At 62.4% G+C, this 21,000-nt stretch carries 11 protein-coding genes; 3 read left to right on the top strand and 8 right to left on the bottom strand.

Features of this window, described 5'->3' with window-relative positions; all coding sequences use genetic code 11:
* Nucleotides 1-108: 108 nt before the first annotated feature.
* From I2H19_RS02520 to I2H19_RS02495, 6 genes are all read right to left on the bottom strand, one after another.
* Nucleotides 109-471, bottom strand: coding sequence for a desulfoferrodoxin family protein (locus I2H19_RS02520; RefSeq protein ID WP_035137352.1), 363 nt, complete (start codon nucleotides 469-471; stop codon nucleotides 109-111).
* 165 nt (nucleotides 472-636) lie between these two features.
* Nucleotides 637-4,101 carry a DEAD/DEAH box helicase gene (locus I2H19_RS02515; protein WP_195621069.1) on the bottom strand — a complete coding sequence of 1,155 codons (3,465 nt, stop codon included), beginning with the start codon at nucleotides 4,099-4,101 and terminating at the stop codon, nucleotides 637-639.
* Nucleotides 4,102-4,263: 162 nt separating this feature from the next.
* Entirely contained in the window at nucleotides 4,264-8,067 is a 3,804-nt protein-coding gene (gene dnaE, locus I2H19_RS02510; protein ID WP_195621067.1) for a DNA polymerase III subunit alpha, read from the bottom strand.
* A 176-nt stretch (nucleotides 8,068-8,243) separates the two neighbouring features.
* On the bottom strand, nucleotides 8,244-11,876 hold the full coding sequence (locus I2H19_RS02505) for a UvrD-helicase domain-containing protein (protein WP_195621066.1): 3,633 nt from the start codon (nucleotides 11,874-11,876) through the stop codon (nucleotides 8,244-8,246).
* A 3-nt stretch (nucleotides 11,877-11,879) separates the two neighbouring features.
* Complete coding sequence (locus tag I2H19_RS02500; protein WP_195621065.1) at nucleotides 11,880-14,978, bottom strand: PD-(D/E)XK nuclease family protein; 3,099 nt, start codon at nucleotides 14,976-14,978, stop codon at nucleotides 11,880-11,882.
* 220 nt (nucleotides 14,979-15,198) lie between these two features.
* Complete coding sequence (locus I2H19_RS02495) at nucleotides 15,199-15,498, bottom strand: YerC/YecD family TrpR-related protein (RefSeq protein WP_022094855.1); 300 nt, start codon at nucleotides 15,496-15,498, stop codon at nucleotides 15,199-15,201.
* Nucleotides 15,499-15,823: 325 nt separating this feature from the next.
* Between I2H19_RS02495 and I2H19_RS02490 the strand changes: the two genes are divergently transcribed.
* Nucleotides 15,824-16,183 (top strand): phage holin family protein, encoded by a 360-nt coding sequence (locus tag I2H19_RS02490; RefSeq protein WP_055285729.1) that lies wholly within the window; start codon nucleotides 15,824-15,826, stop codon nucleotides 16,181-16,183.
* 144 nt (nucleotides 16,184-16,327) lie between these two features.
* Here the strand turns inward: I2H19_RS02490 and I2H19_RS02485 are convergent, their stop codons facing one another.
* Entirely contained in the window at nucleotides 16,328-16,756 is a 429-nt protein-coding gene (locus I2H19_RS02485) for an RrF2 family transcriptional regulator (protein ID WP_022094857.1), read from the bottom strand.
* A 253-nt stretch (nucleotides 16,757-17,009) separates the two neighbouring features.
* On the opposite strand from I2H19_RS02485, the gene cysK reads away from it, so the two are divergent.
* Nucleotides 17,010-17,948: a cysteine synthase A gene (gene cysK / locus I2H19_RS02480; RefSeq protein WP_161115446.1), complete on the top strand. Its 939-nt coding sequence runs from the start codon at nucleotides 17,010-17,012 to the stop codon at nucleotides 17,946-17,948.
* A gap of 58 nt (nucleotides 17,949-18,006) precedes the next feature.
* A complete protein-coding gene (gene mnmA / locus I2H19_RS02475) occupies nucleotides 18,007-19,230 on the top strand; it encodes a tRNA 2-thiouridine(34) synthase MnmA (RefSeq protein WP_267489791.1) in 1,224 nt (407 codons plus the stop codon).
* Between the two features lie 136 nt (nucleotides 19,231-19,366).
* Here mnmA and I2H19_RS02470 read toward each other — a convergent pair whose 3' ends face one another.
* Nucleotides 19,367-20,410 (bottom strand): M42 family metallopeptidase, encoded by a 1,044-nt coding sequence (locus I2H19_RS02470; RefSeq protein WP_035137360.1) that lies wholly within the window; start codon nucleotides 20,408-20,410, stop codon nucleotides 19,367-19,369.
* Between the last annotated feature and the right edge of the window lie 590 nt (nucleotides 20,411-21,000).

Here is a 21,000-nt window from a genome sequence, read left to right as displayed (position 1 = left end):
CTTTCCGTCGTAAACCATCGAAATCGTAGTAAAAGCGCCGGCCGCATAATGCAGCCGGCGCTTGCATGTGCATATGCTAGCTATGATACCCCGAGCGGGGGCGCGCTCCTAGAATGTCGCGGACCACAGCCCGTGCAGGTTGCAGTAGGCATAGACGGTACCGGTCTTGGAGCCGCCCGCGAAAAACGTCGCGGGTTTCATGCCGGGCTCAAGGTAATGGACCTCTAAGCGGCCCTCGGCCTCAAGCGCGATCCACTCAATGTAGTGCTCGGGCAGGCTGGGGTGCTCGACCGAGCCAACGCGTGCGCGAATCACGTGACCGTCGCGCTCGGTCTCGACAACAGGCACGTGCTTCTCGTGCGCCGCGTCCTCAGTGTTTGCAGTCAGTTCCGTGCAACCGGCAGGGGTCGCAACGCCGTCGCCAAGGGCAGCGATGAGCTTGCCGTCAGGGTCCTTAAAGAATTTCGCCATGATGTTCTCCTTTGCTGATGTGCCAATGTTCTTGATGGTTCTTATGCCCAAAGGCAGACAAACCATCCACGGCATTGCAAATGAACACATAACGGATCAGGCAAGCGGTCGGGCCAAAATGCGTCGACCGTCCTGCCCATTCCAGCAGTCCCGCCCCGCGCGCGGCTAGCGCCCGTCGCCGCCGAGCAGCGCCAGAACATCCTCGCGGGTAAACAGCGCCGACGAGATGCCGTCGCCGCCGAGCACGCTGTTGACCAGGTCGCGCTTGGACTCCTGCATCTGCATAATGCGTTCCTCAATCGTGTCCTTGGCGATGAGCTTGTACACGGTCACGGTATGTTGCTGGCCAATACGATGCGCACGGTCGGTCGCTTGGTCCTGCGCCGCCACGTTCCACCACGGGTCGTAGTGGATGACCACGTCGGCCGCCGTCAGGTTAAGGCCCACACCGCCCGCCTTGAGCGAGATCAAAAAGACCGGCACCTCGCCCGCCTGGAACTGTGCGACCATCTTGGCGCGGCTCTCTTTAGACGATGCGCCCGTGAGCTTGAGGAAGGCGATATCCTCCTTGGCCAGGCGCTTGCCAATGATATCGAGCATGCCCGTAAACTGGCTGAACAACAGGATGCGATGACCACCGTCGAGTGCGCCGTGCACGAGCTCCATGCACGTATCGAGTTTGGCGCTCCCCGCCTTGTAATCCTCGTAGTGTAGACGCGGGTCGCAGCAGATCTGGCGCAGCTTGGTGAGCTCGGCGAGTACCTTGAGCTTGTCTTTCTTAAACTCGGATGCCTCGCGGTGCTGCACTTGCTGGGCAATGCGGTCCTGGTTTGCCAGGTAAAGCTTGCGCTGCTCACCGGCGAGCTGAGCCACGACAGTGTCCTCGATCTTTTCGGGCAGATCGGCCACCACGTCTTCCTTGACACGGCGCAGCACAAACGGCGACACGAGTGCCTGCAGGCGAGCGGCGCTGTCGCCCTCGGAGTGCTCGACCGGACTTTCGAAGCGCTTTGCAAACGATTCACGCGTGCCCAGCAGGCCCGGCATCAAAAAGTCGAAGATGCTCCAGAGCTCGGATAGGCGGTTTTCGATGGGCGTGCCCGTCAGAGCAAAGCGCACGCCGGCAGGCAGGCGCTTGGCGGCGCGAGCCACCTGGGTGAGCGGGTTTTTAATGTACTGGGCCTCATCGAGCACCACACGGGCAAAGTTCTGCTCGACGTACTCGTCGATATCGCGCCGCATAAGGTCATACGACGTCACGACCACGTTATGCTCAGCCACGCCGGCAATCTGCACGCGGCGCTGCGCCTTGGCGCCCACGATTGCGCAAACATCGAGCGAGGGCGCAAAGCGCTCCAGCTCGGCAGTCCAGTTGTACACGAGCGAGGCCGGGCATACCACGAGCGTGGGCTTGATGTCCCCCGCCTCCACGCGCGCCAGGACATGCGCGATCATCTGGAGTGTTTTGCCCAGGCCCATGTCGTCGGCCAAGATGCCACCAAGGCCCAGGTGTTCGAGCGAGCCGAGCCACTGGTATCCGTCGACCTGGTAGCCACGCAGCGTGGCCTTGAGCGAGGCGGGTACCGTAAAGTCCATCTTGCCGAGCGTGTCCAGGCGCTCGACGGTACGGCGGAACGCAGCGTCGCGATCGGCCTCGAGCGCGGGCGTGCGCGCGAGCATGCTATCGACGAACAGGGTGCTCGATGCGGAAAGCGACACGCCGTCGAGCAGGTCGACGGCATCGACGCCCAGGTCCTTGGCGAGGCCAAACGCGGCTCGAGCGCCCTCGTCCAGGCGAATGATGTCGCCGGACGTAAGGCGCGCAAACGTTTGATGGCGCTTATAGGAGTCGAGGTAGATGGCAAGATCTGCCGCCGAAAGACCGCTCGCGCCCAGTTCAACATCGAGCAGGTTGCTCTTGACGGTGGCACGCACCGAAAGCTTGGGCGCAGGGCGCACCGAGATCTGGCGTAGGTGGTCGCTGAGCATGACCTCGCCCAGCTCGGACAGGGCAGACAGGCCCTCGGTCAGCAAGCAGAACAGGCTCTCGTCGTCGCGCTCCTCAAACGCCAGGCCGCCCTCGTAAAAGTCGAAATACAGGGCCGCCGTGTCCATAACGCGAAACTCTGCTATCTCGTCGCGCGGCGGCACGCCCGGGCGCTGTTCTTCGAAGGGGCTTCCCGGAGCACCCAGGCTAAAGAGATCTGCCGACCAGTCGCCGTAGGAAACCGTAATCTTGCAGGTCACGAGCCCGTCGTCGACACCGATTGCCATGGCAAAGCTCGGCTCGGGCGCCACGGTGTCGAGCACGGCGGGCGCGGTAAGGTCGGTGTAGTCGCGCAAAATGGGCAGCGCCATACGACAGAACTCCCCCACCTGGTCGACAGCGATATGGATCGGCGTGCGACAGGGCAGTAAGCGCGATAGGAACGGCGCCGCATGCTGGGCAAACGCTACATCGGCGCGGCGCGCACGGCGGGTGTCGACCAGATAGGCAACGTCGCCCGAAGCAAAGCAGTATGCATCGGCCGGCAGGCGTAGATCGTAGCTGCCGCCAGCCGCCGGCGCGATTTTGGCGGCAAGGAGCGGTGGGCGCTTAGACAGAGCCTCGTCCTCCCCTTCCGGAGGCATCTCAACCGCCACGTCATAGGTGCGATGCGTCGTCGTCCCCCGCGACCAGGCGGGCTCAAAGGAGATGGTCTGGCCACGCAGCAGGTCCAGCACATATACGATGCTATGCTCGGACAGCGGCAACTGACGCTCGGCGACAAAACCGCTGCGGGCAAAGTCGTACGACGCCGAACGCGAGCTTGTGATGTCATCGAGATAGGCAACTGTCGTCACAACAAGGTTGAGCAGCTTTGTCGACACGTCCTCGAAGGCTTCGGGCGTATGGACAAACGTGAGCTTCTTGCCGTACGAGAAGGTGCCGCCTCGGACATAGGCGTCGGCCATGCCGTCGATATCCTTGACCACGTAGGAGACCGATCCACAACGAATGCGAAGCTCGAGCGCCCAGCTAAAGCGGTCGGCAAACAGTGGATTGTAGTACGGCACCAACGAGGGCTCCAACACCGCCTTGGGGGCATCGGGATCCACACTGCTGGCGAGCTTGCGGCGCATGCTCGCCAGCTCATCCATGCGTGCGTCCGAAAGATCGGAGAGCGCCGCCATGAGGCTGGGACTCGTGGGGACGGGCGCCGGAAAGGGAAAGTTGGGATTGACGGCCGGCGCTTTGAGCGCGGTGCGCGCGGGCTGTTTCGGCTGCGCCGTAAACGTGCGGACCGGCGTGCGCAAACCTTCGACGGGCTCGGCGCCGCTGGCATCCAAATACGCCAGAGCCGTGGCAATAGCGTGCTTGCACATACCGGGGTAACGATAGGCGGCGGGGCAATCGCAGTCGTAGTCGATCACCTCGTGCTCGTCCATGTCGAGCGCCACGTGCGTCTTGTACAGGTCGCCGCGCGAACCGCGCACCGAGCCCTCAACCGTCACGTTTTTGGAGAAGCGCGAGCCGCTGTCCTCGATCGACAGCACGGCGCCGTTGAGCATGAGCGAACGCCCCTTCATAAAGGTACCGCTCAGCGCCGCCTCTTTCCGGAGCGCCTGTGCAAACGTCCCCTGCGCCATCACTTCCTCCAATCTCACCCGGGGTAGCTAATTTGGGACGGGGCTATTTTAGCTACCCCCATATGTCGGTTGAGATGCATTCCGACCCCGACTCATTCGCCGTCAGTCAAAGGGTAGCTAAAATAGCCCCGTCCCAAATTAGCTACCCCGCCAACGCCGTCCTTAAATTACCGTCACTCTGCCTTGGTTACCCACGATGGCCTTTGCCTCGGCCAGCAGCGGAATCGAGCGTGCGTTGACCTTGGCCGGTACCTCGGCACGCAGTACGCGCCCGTCCACCTGCTCGATAAAGATCTCCACGCGGTCGCCGCCCGGGTTGGCGGTAAGCACCGTGGCAAGACGCGCCATATTGCCCTGGCTAAAGCGGCTGTTGGGCACCATGACCTCAAACACCTTGGGCTTGTTGTTCTCCTCGTTGAGCTCAAGCGGCACGATCTCCTGCGCGATGATCTGGTCGCCGCGGTCCGAGCGCTCGAGCTTGCCCTTAATGCGCACAAACGCATCGGACAGCTGCGCGCCGGTCTCGGGATCGACCTCGCCGTACAGGTACCCCTCGGCCTCCTTGTAGGTCTTGGGGAACACCACGACCGTGGCCTCGCCTTCCATGTCCTCGAGCTGCACAATGCCCATGGGGTCGCCGTTTTTGGTCACGCGCTTGGACACGCTCGAGACCATGCCGGCCCACCACAGTGCTTTGCCCTCGGGAATCTCCTGGTTGATGGTGCCGCCCGTGGGGTTTTGTACCTCGTAGCCGGTATCGATCTGCGAGAACGAGAAGTCGCGCGCCTTACTGAGCGCATACTCAAACGGGCGCAGCGGGTGGTCCGAGACATAGATGCCCAGAACCTCCTTCTCCTGGCTCAGCTTAAGGTGACGGTCCCACTCCTGGCCATCCGGATCGGGCACGCTCACCTCAAAGCCCGAGCCCTCAACGTCGCCGAACATGTCGAAGAACGACGTCTGGCCGCTCGCGCGATCTTTCTGGCGCTTTACCGCTGCATCGATGATGTTCTCGGGGTTGTTCTTGTCCACAAAGTGCATCATCTGGCGACGCGGATACCCCGTGGAGTCAAAGGCGCCTGCCTTGATGAGCGATTCGATCACGCGACGGTTGGCCTGGCTCGAGTCCACGCGCTCGACAAAGTCGTGCAGCGTCTTAAACGGACCGCCCGCCTCGCGCTCGGCGATAATCGCCTGCGCCACGCCGGTGCCCACGCCGCGGATGCCGGCCAGGCCAAAGCGCACGCCTTCCTTGGTAGCCGTGAACTCGGTGCCGGACTCGTTGACATCTGGCGAAAGCACGGGGATGCCGTCGTAACGGCATGCCGAGACGTAGTGAACGATCTTGTCGGTCTTGCCCGTGTAGGACGTCAGAACGGCCGCCATGTACTCGTGCGGATAGTGCGCCTTAAGCCATGCCGTCTGCATAACCAGAATGGCGTAGCCGGCGGAGTGCGACTTGTTGAAGGCGTAGGACGCGAACTCGAGAACATCGTCCCAAATCTTCTGGGCGACCTCGCGCGTGTAGTTGTTCTTGATGGCGCCGTTCATCCAGTGGTCGTAGGTGGTCTCGTCCGAGCCATCCTCCCAGTGGAGCACCGTCGACGTGAGCAGCTTGATCTTTTTCTTAGCCACGGGCTTACGGATACGCGAGTCCGATTCGCCCTTGGAGAAGCCGCACATCTCAACGGAGATGAGCATAACCTGCTCCTGGTAGACCATGGTGCCGTAGGTTTCGCCCAGGATGTCGTCCAGGCGGTCGTCGTAGGAGACGGCCGGCTCCTTGCCGTTCATACGGTTGATGTAGGACGAAACCATGCCGGCACCCAGCGGGCCCGGGCGGTATAGAGCGATCAATGCCACAACGTGCTTGTACTCGGTGGGCTTCATATTCTTGATCGTGGCCGTCATGCCGGCGGACTCGACCTGGAAGACGCCGGCGGTGTGACCGGAGCCCATGAGCTTAAAGATCTCGGGGTCGTCAAAGGGAATCTCTTCCTCTTTGATGTCGATGCCGAAATTCTTTTTGATGTTTGCCTTAGCCTTGGAGATAACCGTCAGCGTGCGCAGGCCCAGGAAGTCCATCTTGAGCAGGCCCATGTCGGCAACGGTATGGCCCTCGTACTGGGTAATCTCGACGCCGCCCTTGGTATCGAGCTTGGTGGGCACATGCTCGTTGACGGGATCGCGGCAGATCAGGACGGCGCACGCGTGCACACCCTCGCCACGGGTGAGGCCCTCGATCGAGAGCGCCGTGTCGATGATACGGCGGGCGTCGTCATCCTTTTTATAGGCCTCGGCAAAGTCGGGGTTAAACAGATCCTCTTTGCCGGGTTGCTTTTCGAGCACCTGCTTGAGCTTGACCTTGGGGTCGCTCGAGACCATCTTGGACAGGCGCTGGCCCATGTAGACCGGGTAGTCCAGCACGCGCGCGGCGTCGTTGATGGCCTGCTTGGCCTTAATGGTCGAGTAGGTGATGACGTGGGTGACCTTCTCGGGACCGTAGAGCTGGCGAACGTGCTCCACGACCTCGAGGCGCCGCTCATCGTCGAAGTCCATATCGATATCGGGCATCTCGGTACGCTGCGGGGACAGGAACCTCTCGAACATCAGGCCGTTCTCGAGCGGGTCGAACGCGGTGATGTTCATGGCGTAGGCGACGATAGCGCCGGCGGCCGAGCCACGGCCGGGACCGACGCCGATGCCGTTGTCCTTGGCCCATTGCACGTACTCGGCGACGATCAAAAAGTAGGCGGCAAAGCCCTTGTCGCAGATGACCTTGTATTCGTACTCAAAGCGCTCTTTGATGTTGACGCCACAGATCTCGCGCGTGGCCCAGTCGTCACCGTAGTGTTGGCGCAGGCCCTTCTCGCACTCGCGGCGGAACTGGCTCTCGTGCGTCTCGCCGGGATCGAGCAACGGGAAGCGCGGCAGGATGATGGAGTCCCAGTCCAGCTCAACGTAGCACTTGTCGGCAATCTCGAGCGTGTTGTCGCAGGCCTCGGGGCAATACGGGAACATCGCCCGCATCTCCTCCTCGGTCTTCATGTAAAACTCCGAGCCGGTCATGCGCATGCGGTTGGGGTCGTCGACCTTGGCGTTCATGCCGATGCACATGATGACGTCCTGCACGGGCGCGTCCTCGCGGCGCAGGTAGTGGAAGTCGTTGGTGGCGATGACCTTGACGCCCACCTGCTTGGCGATGTCGATGAGCGTGCGGTCCATCTGCTCGTCGGTCAGGCCGTTGTCGGTGGTGATGCCGTGTTCCTGGATCTCGATGTAGAAGTCACCGGGGTCGAAGGTGTCGCGGAAGGTCTCGGCCCACTTGATGGCGCCCTCCATGTCACCGCGGTCGATGTATTTGGGGATGATGCCCGCGATGCAGGCGCTCGTGCAGATCATGCCCTTGGCGTGGCGGCGCAGGTTGTCGAGCGTCACGCGGGGCTTGTAGTAAAAGCCCTGCACGGCGGCCTCGGAAACCGTCTGCATCAGGTTGACGTAGCCCTCCTGGTCCTTGGCCAGAAGGATCATGTGGTAGAGCTCGGGCTTGTGGTCGCGGGCGAGCGTCTCGTCCGGCGTAAAGTAGACCTCGCAGCCAAAGATGGGCTTGATGACCAGGGGCGGCTTGAGCTCGTCGATGTTGCCCTTCTCGTCCCACATGGCCATGTCCTTCACATACTGGGCATGCTCGCGCGGGTTTTCCTCGGGATCGGGCTCCACCAGCTCGTCGCGGCGGTCCTTTTCCAAGAAGGCCTTGTCGTGGCTCCAGGTTTTGTACTCGGGCGTGTTGTGATTGACGGCGTCGCAGGCCAGCGCCAGGTCGGGCACGCCATACATGTAGCCGTGGTCGGTAATGGCCACGGCGGGCATGCCAAGTTCAACGGCACGATTGACCATATCCTGGATACGGGTTGCGCCGTCGAGCATGGAGAAAACAGTGTGATTGTGCAGATGGACGAATGCCATGTGATGAGCTCCGATGCGGGTTCGTGTTCTGACTGAACGATTTTACCGCACGGCGCGGACGGCACCCGAACCTAGCCAAACCAACACGGCTCCTCTTGCAGTTGCGGTGAAATGCGGACTGTTTGGCGGCTTTTTTGGCCAAAACAGTCCGTATTCCACCGCAAGTTATCTGAGGGCTAGAGATTGTAGGTGACTACTTGAGGTTCGGCGGGTTCGACGAAGATGGCTGGATTCGTCTGCTCCACGCGAACGAACTTGACCGTCACCGCCTCAACGCCCGCCTTGTGCAACACGTCGGCGTAGACGCGCGCCTGCAGGGCGTGCTTCTCGAGCAGCTGTTCCGGCGTCTCATCCGGCGTGCCACCCGTCTTGTAATCAATGACCAGGGCGCGCGACGGATCGGCCGGGTCGGTGGCCAGTGCATCGATGGCGCCCTCGGCATAGGCACCGTAGCGAGCGATGTCCTCGTCCTCGCAGCCCAGCGAAAAGAACGGCACCTCGGCGCGAACGCACGGCCACGCGAGCAGGTCGGCACGAACAGCCGACTTGAGCCAGCGGTTCAGGGCAACGTCGAAGCGTTCGCGCTGCTCCGGCGTCAGGCGCCACAGACGCGCCAGTGCATCGGCGCGCGCAGCGGGCAACGCGTCGGCACCCATCTCGATGAGCCACTGGCAGGCGGCGTGGAACGCCGAGCCCAGCGCCATGGGGTTGCCGGCGGGCTCAACGACGGCCACGTCCGCATCGGCCATCTCCGAGCCATCCGACTCTGCATCATCGCCAGCCTCGTCCATGGGCACGTGCGCCTCGGCGGCACGGTCCTCGGACTCGGCATGCAGCGCCGCGGCAATTGACGAGTAGCTGTACGAATCGCGCTCCGGATACGGGCAGGTGCCCATGCGCACGCCCACCGCCTGGGGATACACGAGCTCAAACGCATCGGGCTCGGGGCCGGCAGGACCGGGAACGGCGGCGCGGGCATCTGCACCGGCACCCTCCGGCTCCGCATCGCCGCGGACAAGCCTGCCCTCGGCATCCAGCGAAGCGTTTGCCTCAAACGCCTGCTCGCCAAAGGTAAAGTCCGTGAGCGAAATGAGCTCGTAGTCGCCCGGCTGGGAGTTGTCGAACACCAGGCGGTCGCTATCGAGCTGCGGCGTGTCCAGAGCGTCGGTCGGCAAAATACGGCGCAGCACGTCGTAGGTCAGATCCGTCTCGACATCGAAGGTCGGCGCCGTCACCTTGCCACGGCTCACACCGGCATCCATCGCCAGAATGACCAGCTCGCGTGCTCGCGTCATGGCGACATAGAGCAGGCGGGCCCGCTCCTCGAGCGAGAGCTGCAGGTCGTCGTTGCGCAGACGGGCAAATGCCTCGGCGGGAGAGCCCGTCGCGCATACGTCCTCCATAAGCTCTGGCGGCAACCACAGCGACGTGCCCTTGCCCTTAAACGCGTGTTCAAACTGCTTTTTGACGTCATCGCCCTTCACGAACGTACCGTCCGCGAGTTTAACGCCGTCGAAGCGTGCCGGCAGCGCCACGACCTGCGCTCCGCCCTCGACGCGACCCATCTGCGCCGCACCGGACGGCTTGCGCACGCCAAAACACTCGGCAACCGCCACGACCGGATACTCCAGACCCTTGGACGCATGCACCGTCATGATGCGCACTGCGCCGTCACCCTCCTCGTTGAGGGCACCCGGGGCCTCCTTGCCCGCCAAGAAGCGGTCGAAGGCCAGCGCAATGGAACGCGGAGAATTGCCGAGCTCGGCCTCTGCCTCGGCCACGGCGTCGAGCGCCTTGAGCACGTTGGCGGCAATGGCCTTGCCTTCGGGGCCGCGCTGCGCCAGGCGCACGAACCAGCCGGAGGCATTGACCACGTCGCGCGCGATGGCGGCGAACGAATCGCGCCCCACGCGGCGCAGTGCATAGCGCAGCACCTCGCGGGCACGCGTCACGAGCGGCAGGTCTTGCAAACCCGGCACGTCGGAATCGCTCATGATGCCCATGTCGATATTCCGGCGCGAGGTCTCCCCTGTCTCGCTATCGAGCTTGGTCGCCAGCGCCAGGAACTCCTGAGCGCCGAGCGCAAACATCGGCGAGGCGAGCAGCGGCATAAGGCCCCGCGCCGTATCGGCCGGATTGGCGAGCGCACATACCAGGGCGCGCACCGTCTGCACCTCGGCTGCCTGGGCAAAGACCGAACCACCCGCGATGACGCAGTCGAGCCCCTGGTCGCGGAAGGCCTGGGCGTAGACGTCGGCGTTGGTCATGCGGCCCAGCAGCAGCACCATGCCGCCCTGGGGCTGGCCGGCATCGGCAAGCGCGCGGAATCGCTCGGCGATCGCACGGGCCTTGGCCTGTGTGCGTTCCTGCGTACTGCCGCCGGCAACAAAGAGGGCCTGGCGACGCGAGGCGTCTGCCACCAGCGTGTCCTTGCGGCCGTCGCTCGCCTCAAGATCCAAAAAGCCCTGCATCAGGCCGCCGTCATCGCCGTCGAAGACGCGTGCCACGTAACGCAGTACCTCGTCATGGCTGCGGAAGTTGCGCACGAGTTTGACGAGTTCGCCGGCAGGGGCGTCGGCCACGGCAGTCGCCTCGGGCGCGGCAGACGAGCCCACCTTGCGCTCCTGACGACGGAACACCTCGACCTCGGCGCCACGGAAGCGATAGATGGACTGCTGCGCATCGCCCACAGTGCACAGCGCGCGCTCCCCCGCACCCGTCAGGTAACGGATCAGATCGACCTGCATCTGGTCGGTATCCTGAAACTCATCGATCATGACCATCTTAAAGCGGCCCTCGTACGCAGCACGGATGGCAGGGTAATCGCGCAACGCCTCGTAAGCCATACGCAGCAGGTCGTTGTTATCGAGCGCGGACTGGCCGGCCTTGAGCGCACGGTACTCCGCCTCTACGGCACGGGCGAGCCCCACCAGCGCATCGAGCGCCGAACCGCCGCAGGCAAGCACGATATTGATAAACGCATCAGCCGCCTCGGCCTTGAGTAGCTCCACCTGCTCCTTAGGAAACGCCTTGCTCGCGCGCGGCATGGTGCACGACATCATAAGTCGCGCCGCATCGGCCATGGTCTTGCCGCTCGCCTCAAACGCATCGATGGCATCGAGCGCCACCTGCGCTTTCTCGGTCGCGGCCTTGCTTGCGCCCAGCGCCGCACGATAGGCATCGGCGAGTGCCGAGGTATCGGCCTGGCCGCGCGCCACGCGCACGTCGTCCATGCCGCCCGGCAACTGGCTCGACAGCTCCAGCAGCTCGCGCACCAGGCCCTTAATGGTCGTGCCGGTACCAAACGGCCCGCCCTCGCCCGCCATGGGATACCAGGCGTAAAGGGCCTTGAGCGAGGCGGCGAGCTCGGGGGCGGCATCGGGTGCCGTCGCGCGGGCCAGCACATGCTCAACAGCCTGGTCCATAAGCTCGTCGGTATCGGTGAGCACCGTGAACTCGGGATCGATGCCCAGCTCCAACGCGTGTGCGCGCAGGATGCGCGAGCACATGCCGTGAATGGTCGAAATCCACGCGTCGTCGACGGTCAGTGCTTCCTCGTCCATGCCCTCGTCGATAAGCGCACGGCGCACGCGGTCGCGAATCTCGGCCGCGGCATCTTTGGTAAAGGTAATGGCGAGCACCTGGTCCAGATGCTCAACGAACGGACCGGATTCGGGCGAGAGCGCATAGACGATGCGGCGCGTGAGGGTAAAGGTCTTACCCGAACCGGCGCCCGCCGAGACAAACAGCGGGCGGTCGAGCGTTTTGACAATCTGCAGCTGTTGCGGCATCAAAGTCGAAAGATCCATGGTCTACACGTCCCTCCTTACAAACGTTCCTTCGTGGTTATACGAGCAGCGCGCATGCGCGGCCTGAGCCGACGCCGGGTCGACGGCGGCAACGTTGCCCGCCTCGAGCTCGCGCAGGCGCTCGGCGATGTCGGCCTCCACGCGATCGAGCAGGGCATCGAAGTCCATGCTGCCGCCCTCGCCCGGGAAGCCCTTCTTGAGGCCCGGGATGCGACCGTCACCGCGCTCTTCCTCGAGCAACTCGGCGCTCGCCGCACCGCGCAGCGCGGGCTTGCCGCCCTTGGTCGAAAAATAGAGCGCTGCACGGGTATCCAAGCCCAGTGCCCGACGCATGGCCTGCGCGTAGATGAGCGTTTGGGTATGGGGCGGCAGCCAGCGCGGGTCGTCGATGGGAGCCTCGCCCGTCTCCTCGTCACGCACCGTGGGGTCGGCAAGCTTAAACTCCTCGACACCCGAACGATGCTTGTAGTCGATTACCACGGCGCGATTCTCGGCATCCACATCTACGCGGTCGATGCGCCCGCCGAGCGGCCAACCGGCATACTCGACCTGGAGCTCGTTGAACGCAAACTCCAGGTAGCGCGGGGCAAAGGGGGCAAGTGCCTCGGACTCGTAGGCAAGCACACCCTCCAGCTGCGGCAAGATCTCGGCCACCTGGCGTTCCTCCACCGCAGAGAGCGGCACCAGCGGGCCCTCCGTGCCGCGCTTGCCGGCGTGCTCGGCCAACGTCTCGTCAAAGACCTCGTGCAGCAGCTCCTGTGCGCGCGGCAGATTCTCGGGCGTCACGCGCTCCATGCCCTCTTGGGGCAGACGGGCATGCAGATGCTCCAGCACGTCGTGGACAAAGTTGCCCTTTTCCATGTTGCCAAAGCCCGCGTCGATCGACTGGGGCTTCACGCGGTACGAGACGAACCAGCATAGCGGGCAGGTCGAATAGGCCTCGATCTGCGAGGCGGACGTCAGACGCGGCACGAGCGGCGCGTCCTCACCCTCGCCATCGCGACGGCGCAGGACCAAATACGGCACGGCCTCGGCACTCAGATGCTGAGGGGCTTCACAGGTCACGCGCTCGCGCTTGAGGCCTTCACCTGCCGCGGGATCAAAGTCGGCGATGATATCGCCCTCGCCCACGCGCATGGGCTTGGCAGCGCCAGCGGCCTCGGCATGTGCCCACAGCTCGGTCCATACGGCTGCCGGGTAGCACTCGCGTGCCTGGCGATCGTGCGTCACACGGGCGAGCGCGACCGGACCGCTCGCCGCCTGCATCGCACGGCCAAAGCGCACGCGCAGCAGGGCAGCGGGCTCCAAAGACACGCCGTCGCGGCGCAGCTCGGCTGTCAACGTGGCAAGCGGGCCCTCTTCGTGCGAAAGCGGATAGCTGTCCAGGTCGACATCGGCAAACAGCACGGCATCGTAGCTGCCAGGGCGAAGAACCGACGCATCGGCAAGCGACGCGAAGCGCACTTGTGCTCGTGGTGTGCGATCGACCTCATAGGTCTCGTAATCGTAGGCGGTACTGCGCTTGTCCACCTTGGTTCGAACGCCGTCGAGAACCGGCACGGTCGCGGCCTGCGACACGTCGAGCGCGCGAGCATCGTTCATAAGGATGTCGATGGCATGGCGCAGCAAAGCCGTCTCTGCCTGGCGACGGGTCTGGCCGTCAAGGCCGCCTAGAGCGCGATCGGGCAACGCCTCGGCAACGGCAAGCATGGCCTTAAGCGCCGTCACGGGCTTGTCACGCCACAGCGCCTGGAACACGTCCGAGACCACACACGGTACGTTCTTAAACCAGTTATCGTCGCTCGTCGCCTTGCGCGCGCCCCTCACCTGGCCCTGAACGCTCTGCAGCAGGCTCTTGACGCCCGCGGTAGTCTTGCTGCGCGAGAGACGCATATTCTTATCGAAGGTACGGGCATTGACGGCATCAGCGCCCGAAAGCGGACTGTAGATCCAGTCGGTAAGCTCCGGCGCGGGCCACCACTCAGTCTTGGAAGCGGTGCCCTCGTCGGCGGCTTTCATACGCTCGATCAGGTTGGCGAGCGCCGTAAACTGCCTGCCCGCGATGGACTGGGAAAACGCCGTGAACTCAGTCGTCTCGGCCGCAATGTGACGCGCCGCCAAACGGGCGGCGAGCTCGCCGAACAGCTGGGGTGCCCGGGCAGAAACGACGAGCACGCGCACGGGGTCGGCGGGCGTTGCAGTAGCTTTATCGGCCTTGGACTCCTTGTGCGCTTTCACCAACTTATCGATGGCGTCCGCATAGACATGAGCACGGGCATGGGGGCCGGCGACCTCAATAAAGGCAGGCTGAGCGGCGGCCCCGCAAGCGACATCAGACGCGACGGCGTCCTCCCCCAGCGGCGCGATCTCAAACAGCACACCGCGGGCATCAAATGCCGTGGCAAGCTCCTCGCGCATCGCCGCCTGCTCGCGGGCAAGCAGCACGACGACCTCTCCCCCATTGTTCGCCACGGCAGACAGCAGCTCGAGTAGACCGTGCGTAAACGACGTGGTACCGCGCACGCATACGGCGCGGGCGCACGCCGGCAGGCTATCGGCCAGGGCACCGGCCATAATGTCGGCTGCCTCGCAGGGCTCGACCATATCTCGACGGTCCAAACCGCTCGCATAGGCGCTCAACAGCTCGAACACACGAGCCTCGGCATCGCTTTTTGGCTCAGGCCGGCAGTTGTCGCCACGGCATCGTTCGGCACCCGTCCCCGCAACGCCCGGCAACACGTCGCGGGCCATGCGCGCGAGCATGCGCACTGTGCCCTGGCTGCGCGAAAGCGGCTGCAGAGCGGCGTCGTCGCGGCGGTCGATCATGTCCGAGAACAGCATCTGGCGCTGAAGGTTGTCCACAAAGCTGCGGCCATCGCCCATAAGCTCCCACAGCGAGCTGAGCCACGATGTGGGCGTCTTGTAGTCGACACCCAGTGAAACCCCGGCTTCCGCCGCATCATGGCGGCACAGGTCGAGCTCGGCAAATGTTGGCGCCAACAGAACAGCGCGCCCGTGGCGGGCAACCAGGTCGGCCAGTAGCGCCGCCTCGGCATCGCTCAAATCCGTGCCGGCATTGGTGGTATAGATTCGAACAGGCATGGTCCTCCGCTCAAACTGTTCGCAATAATCAATGCATCCATCCTACCCGCCCAAGCGGACAGATTTGCCCCACGCCAACAGATTTGATCCCTTGAGGACGGAGGAAAATGGATCACAGAGGGGGTCAGTCTAACCCGGTGATTCGTTTTCCTCCGTCCCCAAGGGATCAAAAAACCGCCCCCGGAGGGACGGTTCTTCGTAATTCAATGTTGTCGCTGGCCTACTCGCCATCCTCCAACTTAATGAGGATCTTGCGGTAGCCACCGTACTCGCCGTTCAGCGCCTTTGAAACGCGGCTCACCGTGGTGGACGAAGCGCCGGTACGGGCCTGAACCTCAACATAAGGCTCGCCCTCGTCCAAATAGCGCGCAACCTGCAAACGCTGAGAAAGGTCGCAAATCTCGCGCGGCGTGCAGATATCGGTCAAAAACGCTTGGATATCCTTCTCGTCGTCCAAAAGGCTAAATGCGTGGACCAGCTGCTTGACATCAGGCTTGTCAAACATGTTCTCGATATTCATCGATCACCGCCAAACCCGCCAAAAGGCATCGAAGTTGATACTGACATCGGGCATCGTTCGCCCGTTCTATGCAATAGGGCAACGCCTGTGGCTTTTGCCCGTAGCAGTGTAGCACACCACCAAACTAAAGCGACAAGACTCTCTGTCAGCGGCGCGTTTTTCAGGACGAACGCCGTTTTGAAATCGAATGCGCACGTAAGCTCCACGAATATTTGCGACAATGGGCATCCAGGCAAGGCCCCGCGTTCGCGCAGCCGTCCAAGTCGCCACGGCAAGCTGCTTCACGCGTCACTAACTCTCCCCGCGCAAGAAAGGACCCCCTACCATGCGCTTTATGCTTAACTGGCTCTTTACTTCGATCGCCATCGCGATCGCCACGTTCCTCGTCCCCGGCATCCAACCCTTCGGTTTTGCCGAGGCCTGGGTCTGTTTCGCCTTTGTGGGACTGTTCCTCAACATCGTCGATTCGCTCGTCAAGCCGTTCCTGACGGTCATCTCACTGCCGCTCACTATTATTACGCTTGGTATTTTTCAGCTCGTAGTCAACAGCTTTATGCTCGAGCTGGCCAGCTACCTGTCGGTCAATCTGTTGGGCGCTGGTATCTCCATTGCCGGCTTTGGATCGGCCTTTATGGGCAGCATCCTGGTATCCATCATGCGCAGCATTCTCGATAGCATCGCCTAGGGCTAGAACTGTTCAATACGAACCGTCATATCGACCCAAAACGAAGGCCGCCCATCGCAAAAATGGGCGGCCTTCTTATTTGTCAAGTCTCAAAGGGCGAGAGAATCTACCATTTCCGCTCCGTCCCCAAATGGCGGGTATGGGTTAGATGACGTAGTCGTAGCCATGGTTGGGAGCGACAAGTTGATCAAGCGTCACACCGTCGAGGTAGTCGTTGATGAGCTTGTCCAGGTTCTTCCACACGTCGAGCGTGGGGCACTCGTCCGAACGCGAACAGCCCTTGCAGTCGCCGTCCAGGCATGCAACCGGCGCCAAGCTGCCCTCGGTCAGGCGCAGGATCTCGCCCACCGTATACTGCTCGGGCGGGCGCGTAAGCACGTAGCCGCCGCCCTTGCCGCGCATGCCCGAGAGCATGTTGGCGCGCACGAGCGTAGCCAAGATGTTCTCGAGATATTTCTCGGAAATCCCCTGTCGCGCCGCGATCTCTTTGAGCGGGATGCGACCGGCCGCCTGGTGCTCGGCCAGATCGACCATAACGCGCAGGGCATATCTGCCCTTAGTAGAAACCAACATGTATAGTGCTGCCTTTCGGTCATTTAGTCCGTAGAAATTCTAGCCGAAAAATTGGTTTTGAAAATACCCGTTCCGGTCAAGATGGTTAATCGACTCGTAATAATCTTCTATTTCCTATTGCGTTACTAGGCTTTAGTGTCTACTATGCTTGCCAACAGCAAAACGAACAACCTATACGGTTTGTGGGTTTCGCTGCTACACACACCGTAAAACCACACGGTATCCAGTCATTTGAACACTTTGGAGGTTCACCATGAGCAACGTTTACACGTCCATCGATCAGCTTATCGGCCATACCCCGCTTCTGGAGCTCACTCACTTTGAGGCCGATGAGGACCTCAAGGCCCGCGTGCTCGTCAAGCTGGAATACTTCAACCCCGCCGGCTCCGTCAAAGACCGCGTCGCCAAGAACATGATCGACGAGGCCGAGAAGGCCGGCAAGCTCGTGCGCGGTGGCGACTACACCATCATTGAGCCCACGAGCGGCAACACCGGCGTCGGCATCGCCTCGGTGGCGGCTGCCCGCGGCTACAAGGTGATCATCACCATGCCCGAGACCATGTCCGTGGAGCGCCGCAAGCTTATGCAGGCATATGGCGCACAGCTCGTGCTCACCGACGGTTCCAAGGGCATGAAGGGCGCCATCGCCAAGGCCGAGGAGCTGCAGAAGGAGACCCCCAACAGCATTATCGCCGGCCAGTTTGTGAACCCCGCCAACCCCGCCATCCACAAGGCCACGACCGGCCCCGAAATCTGGGATGACACCGACGGCGAGGTCGACATCTTCGTCGCCGGCGTTGGAACCGGCGGCACCGTGACCGGCGTGGGTGAGTTCCTCAAGGAGCAGAACCCCGAGATTCAGGTCGTCGCCGTTGAGCCCGCCACTTCCCCGGTGCTCTCTAAGGGCCAAGCCGGCCCGCACAAGATCCAGGGTATCGGCGCCGGCTTTGTGCCCGACGTCCTCGACACCCAGGTCTATGACGAGATCATCCCCGTCGAGAACGACGACGCCTTTGCGACCGGCCGCGCCGTGGGCCACAAGGAGGGCGTGCTCGTGGGCATTTCGTCCGGCGCCGCTGTGTGGGCCGCGCTGCAGCTGGCCAAGCGCCCCGAGAACGAGGGCAAGACCATCGTGGCGCTGCTCGCCGACACCGGCGAGCGCTACCTGTCCACGGCACTGTTCCAGGACTAGAGCTTCTCGTTCTTAGAACGAGTCCAAGGCACGCCGGCCTTCCCTCTCTTCTGGCAGCCTGGGCTCATCCCAACAGGGCGTCCCATATGACGCCCGAACTTGCTACAATGTTTGCGGCGCGGAACCAGCCTCCCGCGCCGCTTTTCTTTTTTGGCCACATGCCACCAAGGAGAACCTCCCCATGCACAACAAGCGCGTGCTCGTCGCCATGAGTGGCGGCGTCGATTCCAGCGTGACCGCGTACCTGCTCAAGCGCCAGGGCTACGAATGCGTCGGCGCCACCATGCGCCTCACCTGCCCCGCGCCCGATCCCGTCACGGGCATGAGTAAGGTCGACCGCGACATCGCCGACGCAAAGGCTGTCGCCGAGCGCCTGGGGATACCCCACCATGTGCTCGACCTGCAGCAGACCTTCGACCGCAATGTTATCGAGCGCTTCGTGACCGCCTACCAGGAAGGGTTGACACCCAACCCGTGCATCATCTGCAACCGCCATATTAAGTTTGGCGCGTTGCTCGATGCAGCGCTCGATATGGGCTGCGACTACATCGCCACAGGTCACTACGCCAAAACGAGCCAAACGTCCGACGGCACCTGGCAGCTGCACCGTGGCGAGGACCCAAAGAAGGACCAAAGCTACTTTTTGTATTCGCTTACGCAGGAGCGCTTGGCACGCACAATCTTTCCGCTGGCAGGCCTGGACAAGGAGCACGACGTGCGCCGCATCGCCGCCGAACAGGGCTTCATCAACGCCAAGAAGGCCGAAAGCGAGGATATCTGCTTTATTCCAGACGGTGACTACGCGGGCTATATCGAGTGCCGCTGCGGACATGCCGCCGAGCCGGGCGATATTGTATGGCGCGACGGCAGCGTGGTCGGGCGCCACAACGGCGCGCTGCGCTACACCATCGGCCAGCGCAAGGGCCTAGGCGTCGCGATGGCGCATCCCGTGTATGTAACGGGCGTCGACGCCGTCAACAACACCGTGCATCTGGGCGAGGCCGAGGACCTGACGGCCACAGCACTCACGGCCGACGACTGGATCTGGAGCGCCCCTGCCGACCGCGTGGAGGCAGAGCTCGATGCCGGCGGCATTCGCGTGGGCGCCAAGTACCGCTACCGTCAGAAGGACCAGGCAGCGACCCTTACGCGCGGCGAAGACGGGCAAATGCTGCTGACTTTTGACGAGCCGCAGCGAGCCATCGCCCCCGGCCAAGCCGTTGTAGTCTACCGCGGCGACATCGTCCTCGGCGGCGGCACGGTAACCGGCGCACTTAAGTAGCCCCATCCCCTTCATAAATTGCGGTGAAATAGGGACTGTTTAAGCGTTTAAAACCGCCAAACAGTCCCTATTTCACCGCAACTTAGAGAGGACGGCCTCGGTCGGTACTGCCGTATCAGCCGAGGCCGCTGCATCGCTAGCGCTGTACGTAGGCGCGGACGAGCTCGAAGGTGTTGCGCACGCCGTCCATGTGGCTACGCTCGTAGTTGTGGCTCGCATACACGCCGGGGCCGATCAGACCATGGCGAATGTCGTAGCCGGCAGAGAGCGTGGCTTCGACGTCCGAACCGTAATGCGGATACACGTCGATAGCGTAATCGAGCTCAAGCTCGCGCGCGATATTGGACAGCGCCGTCACCAGGTCGTAGTTGTACGGACCGCCCGAATCCTTGGCGCAGATCGACACCATGTGCTCGGTGCAGCCTAGGTCGTCGCCCACGCAGCCCATGTCAACGCTGATCATCTCGCGCGTGTCGGCCGGCACGAAGGCGCCGCCGTGGCCCACCTCCTCGTACACGGTAAAGAGCAGCGAAACCTTACGCGAAAGCGTCACCTCGCCAGCGGCGACGGCACGCGCCAAGCCCAACAAAATGGCGGCCGATAGCTTGTCATCCAGGAAGCGGCTCTTAATGTAGCCGCTCTCCGTCACCGTCGTGCGAGGATCCATAGCGATGATGTCGCCGGTCTGAATACCCAGCTCGAGCACATCGTCCTTGCTGTCGACGTTCTCGTCGAGCAAGATCTCCATGTTCTTCTCGATGGTCTTGACCGGCTCGTCGGCCACGTGCGCCGAAGGCTCGGTGTTAAGAACCACGCCCGTGTAGACATTGCCGTCGCGCGTGTAGACGGTGCAGTTCTCGCCATCGGCCGTAGACCACTGATGCCCACCGAGCGTCGTGGGGCGCAGGCGGCCATTGTCCTTAATGGAACGCACCATGGCGCCTAGGGTATCGACATGGCTCGCCAGTACGAGCGGCTCGCCCTCGCCGCCAAGCTCAACGAGCACGTTACCCTTATTAGAACGCTCAGGCCCAAACCCCATATCGCGCAGGGTCTCCATCAGATAATCAGTCGCCGCACGGGTATAGCCGGTAGGGGAGGCAATAGAAGTCAGCGTCTTAAGCTGTCCTGCGATATAGGAGAGCGTCTCCTCTAGAGAAGCATCAATATTAGAAGTCATATGCATCCTTCCAAGTAAAACTAAGACCGAGTCCCGATTTTAACCGTTCTGCACGTGCAATGCCCCAGGAGCCGAGCCGCCTCCAGACGTCCCCGCACCGGTTTTGTGCACGTGCACGGTTTACAATCTCAATCTTGCATAAATCCTATTGGTATTTGCATAGAAATGAGGCATCTTTTTGCTTCGTCTCAGGGTGCCCCACCTTGGACCGTGCAAAAACGGAGTATTCAGCACCGTGGGCCCCAACGGCCCCATCACGAACGACAAAACGACGCGGTTACAGCAGTGTTGCAGGTCGTCGCAAAGCAGAAACTCAGTAACAACCCCCTCCACTCATCGATAGCCCGCCCACAATGGCTGTCGATGGGCGCCTGCGGATCACTACCGCCCATTCACAACGTTATGCATTTTTAAGAGCTTGTTGAATACTCCCAAAAATGCACGCAGGGAAGTGCACCACCTATCCGCAGCGGGCAGTACGCCTTGGTTTTGTCCGTCTCAGGGCATCGACGCAGCACAAAAAGCCCCGCCGTGCGTAGCACGGCGGGGCCAGCGGCACGTCAAAAGACCATACACCTACGGGCGAAGGA

This window comes from Collinsella aerofaciens (genome assembly GCF_015560135.1).
GTDB classification, from domain to species: domain Bacteria; phylum Actinomycetota; class Coriobacteriia; order Coriobacteriales; family Coriobacteriaceae; genus Collinsella; species Collinsella aerofaciens_AN.
Note: the sequence above shows the minus strand (reverse complement) of the source record. Positions and strands in the feature narration are given on the sequence as shown.

What these genes read in the sequence shown, in the direction of transcription:
- I2H19_RS02520 (WP_035137352.1), bottom strand. Translation starts at nt 471, where the DNA reads ATGGCGAAATTCTTTAAGGACCCTGACGGCAAGCTCATCGCTGCCCTT.
- I2H19_RS02515 (WP_195621069.1), bottom strand. Translation starts at nt 4,101, where the DNA reads ATGGCGCAGGGGACGTTTGCACAGGCGCTCCGGAAAGAGGCGGCGCTG.
- dnaE (WP_195621067.1), bottom strand. Translation starts at nt 8,067, where the DNA reads ATGGCATTCGTCCATCTGCACAATCACACTGTTTTCTCCATGCTCGAC.
- I2H19_RS02505 (WP_195621066.1), bottom strand. Translation starts at nt 11,876, where the DNA reads ATGGATCTTTCGACTTTGATGCCGCAACAGCTGCAGATTGTCAAAACG.
- I2H19_RS02500 (WP_195621065.1), bottom strand. Translation starts at nt 14,978, where the DNA reads ATGCCTGTTCGAATCTATACCACCAATGCCGGCACGGATTTGAGCGAT.
- I2H19_RS02495 (WP_022094855.1), bottom strand. Translation starts at nt 15,498, where the DNA reads ATGAATATCGAGAACATGTTTGACAAGCCTGATGTCAAGCAGCTGGTC.
- I2H19_RS02490 (WP_055285729.1), top strand. Translation starts at nt 15,824, where the DNA reads ATGCGCTTTATGCTTAACTGGCTCTTTACTTCGATCGCCATCGCGATC.
- I2H19_RS02485 (WP_022094857.1), bottom strand. Translation starts at nt 16,756, where the DNA reads ATGTTGGTTTCTACTAAGGGCAGATATGCCCTGCGCGTTATGGTCGAT.
- cysK (WP_161115446.1), top strand. Translation starts at nt 17,010, where the DNA reads ATGAGCAACGTTTACACGTCCATCGATCAGCTTATCGGCCATACCCCG.
- I2H19_RS02470 (WP_035137360.1), bottom strand. Translation starts at nt 20,410, where the DNA reads ATGACTTCTAATATTGATGCTTCTCTAGAGGAGACGCTCTCCTATATC.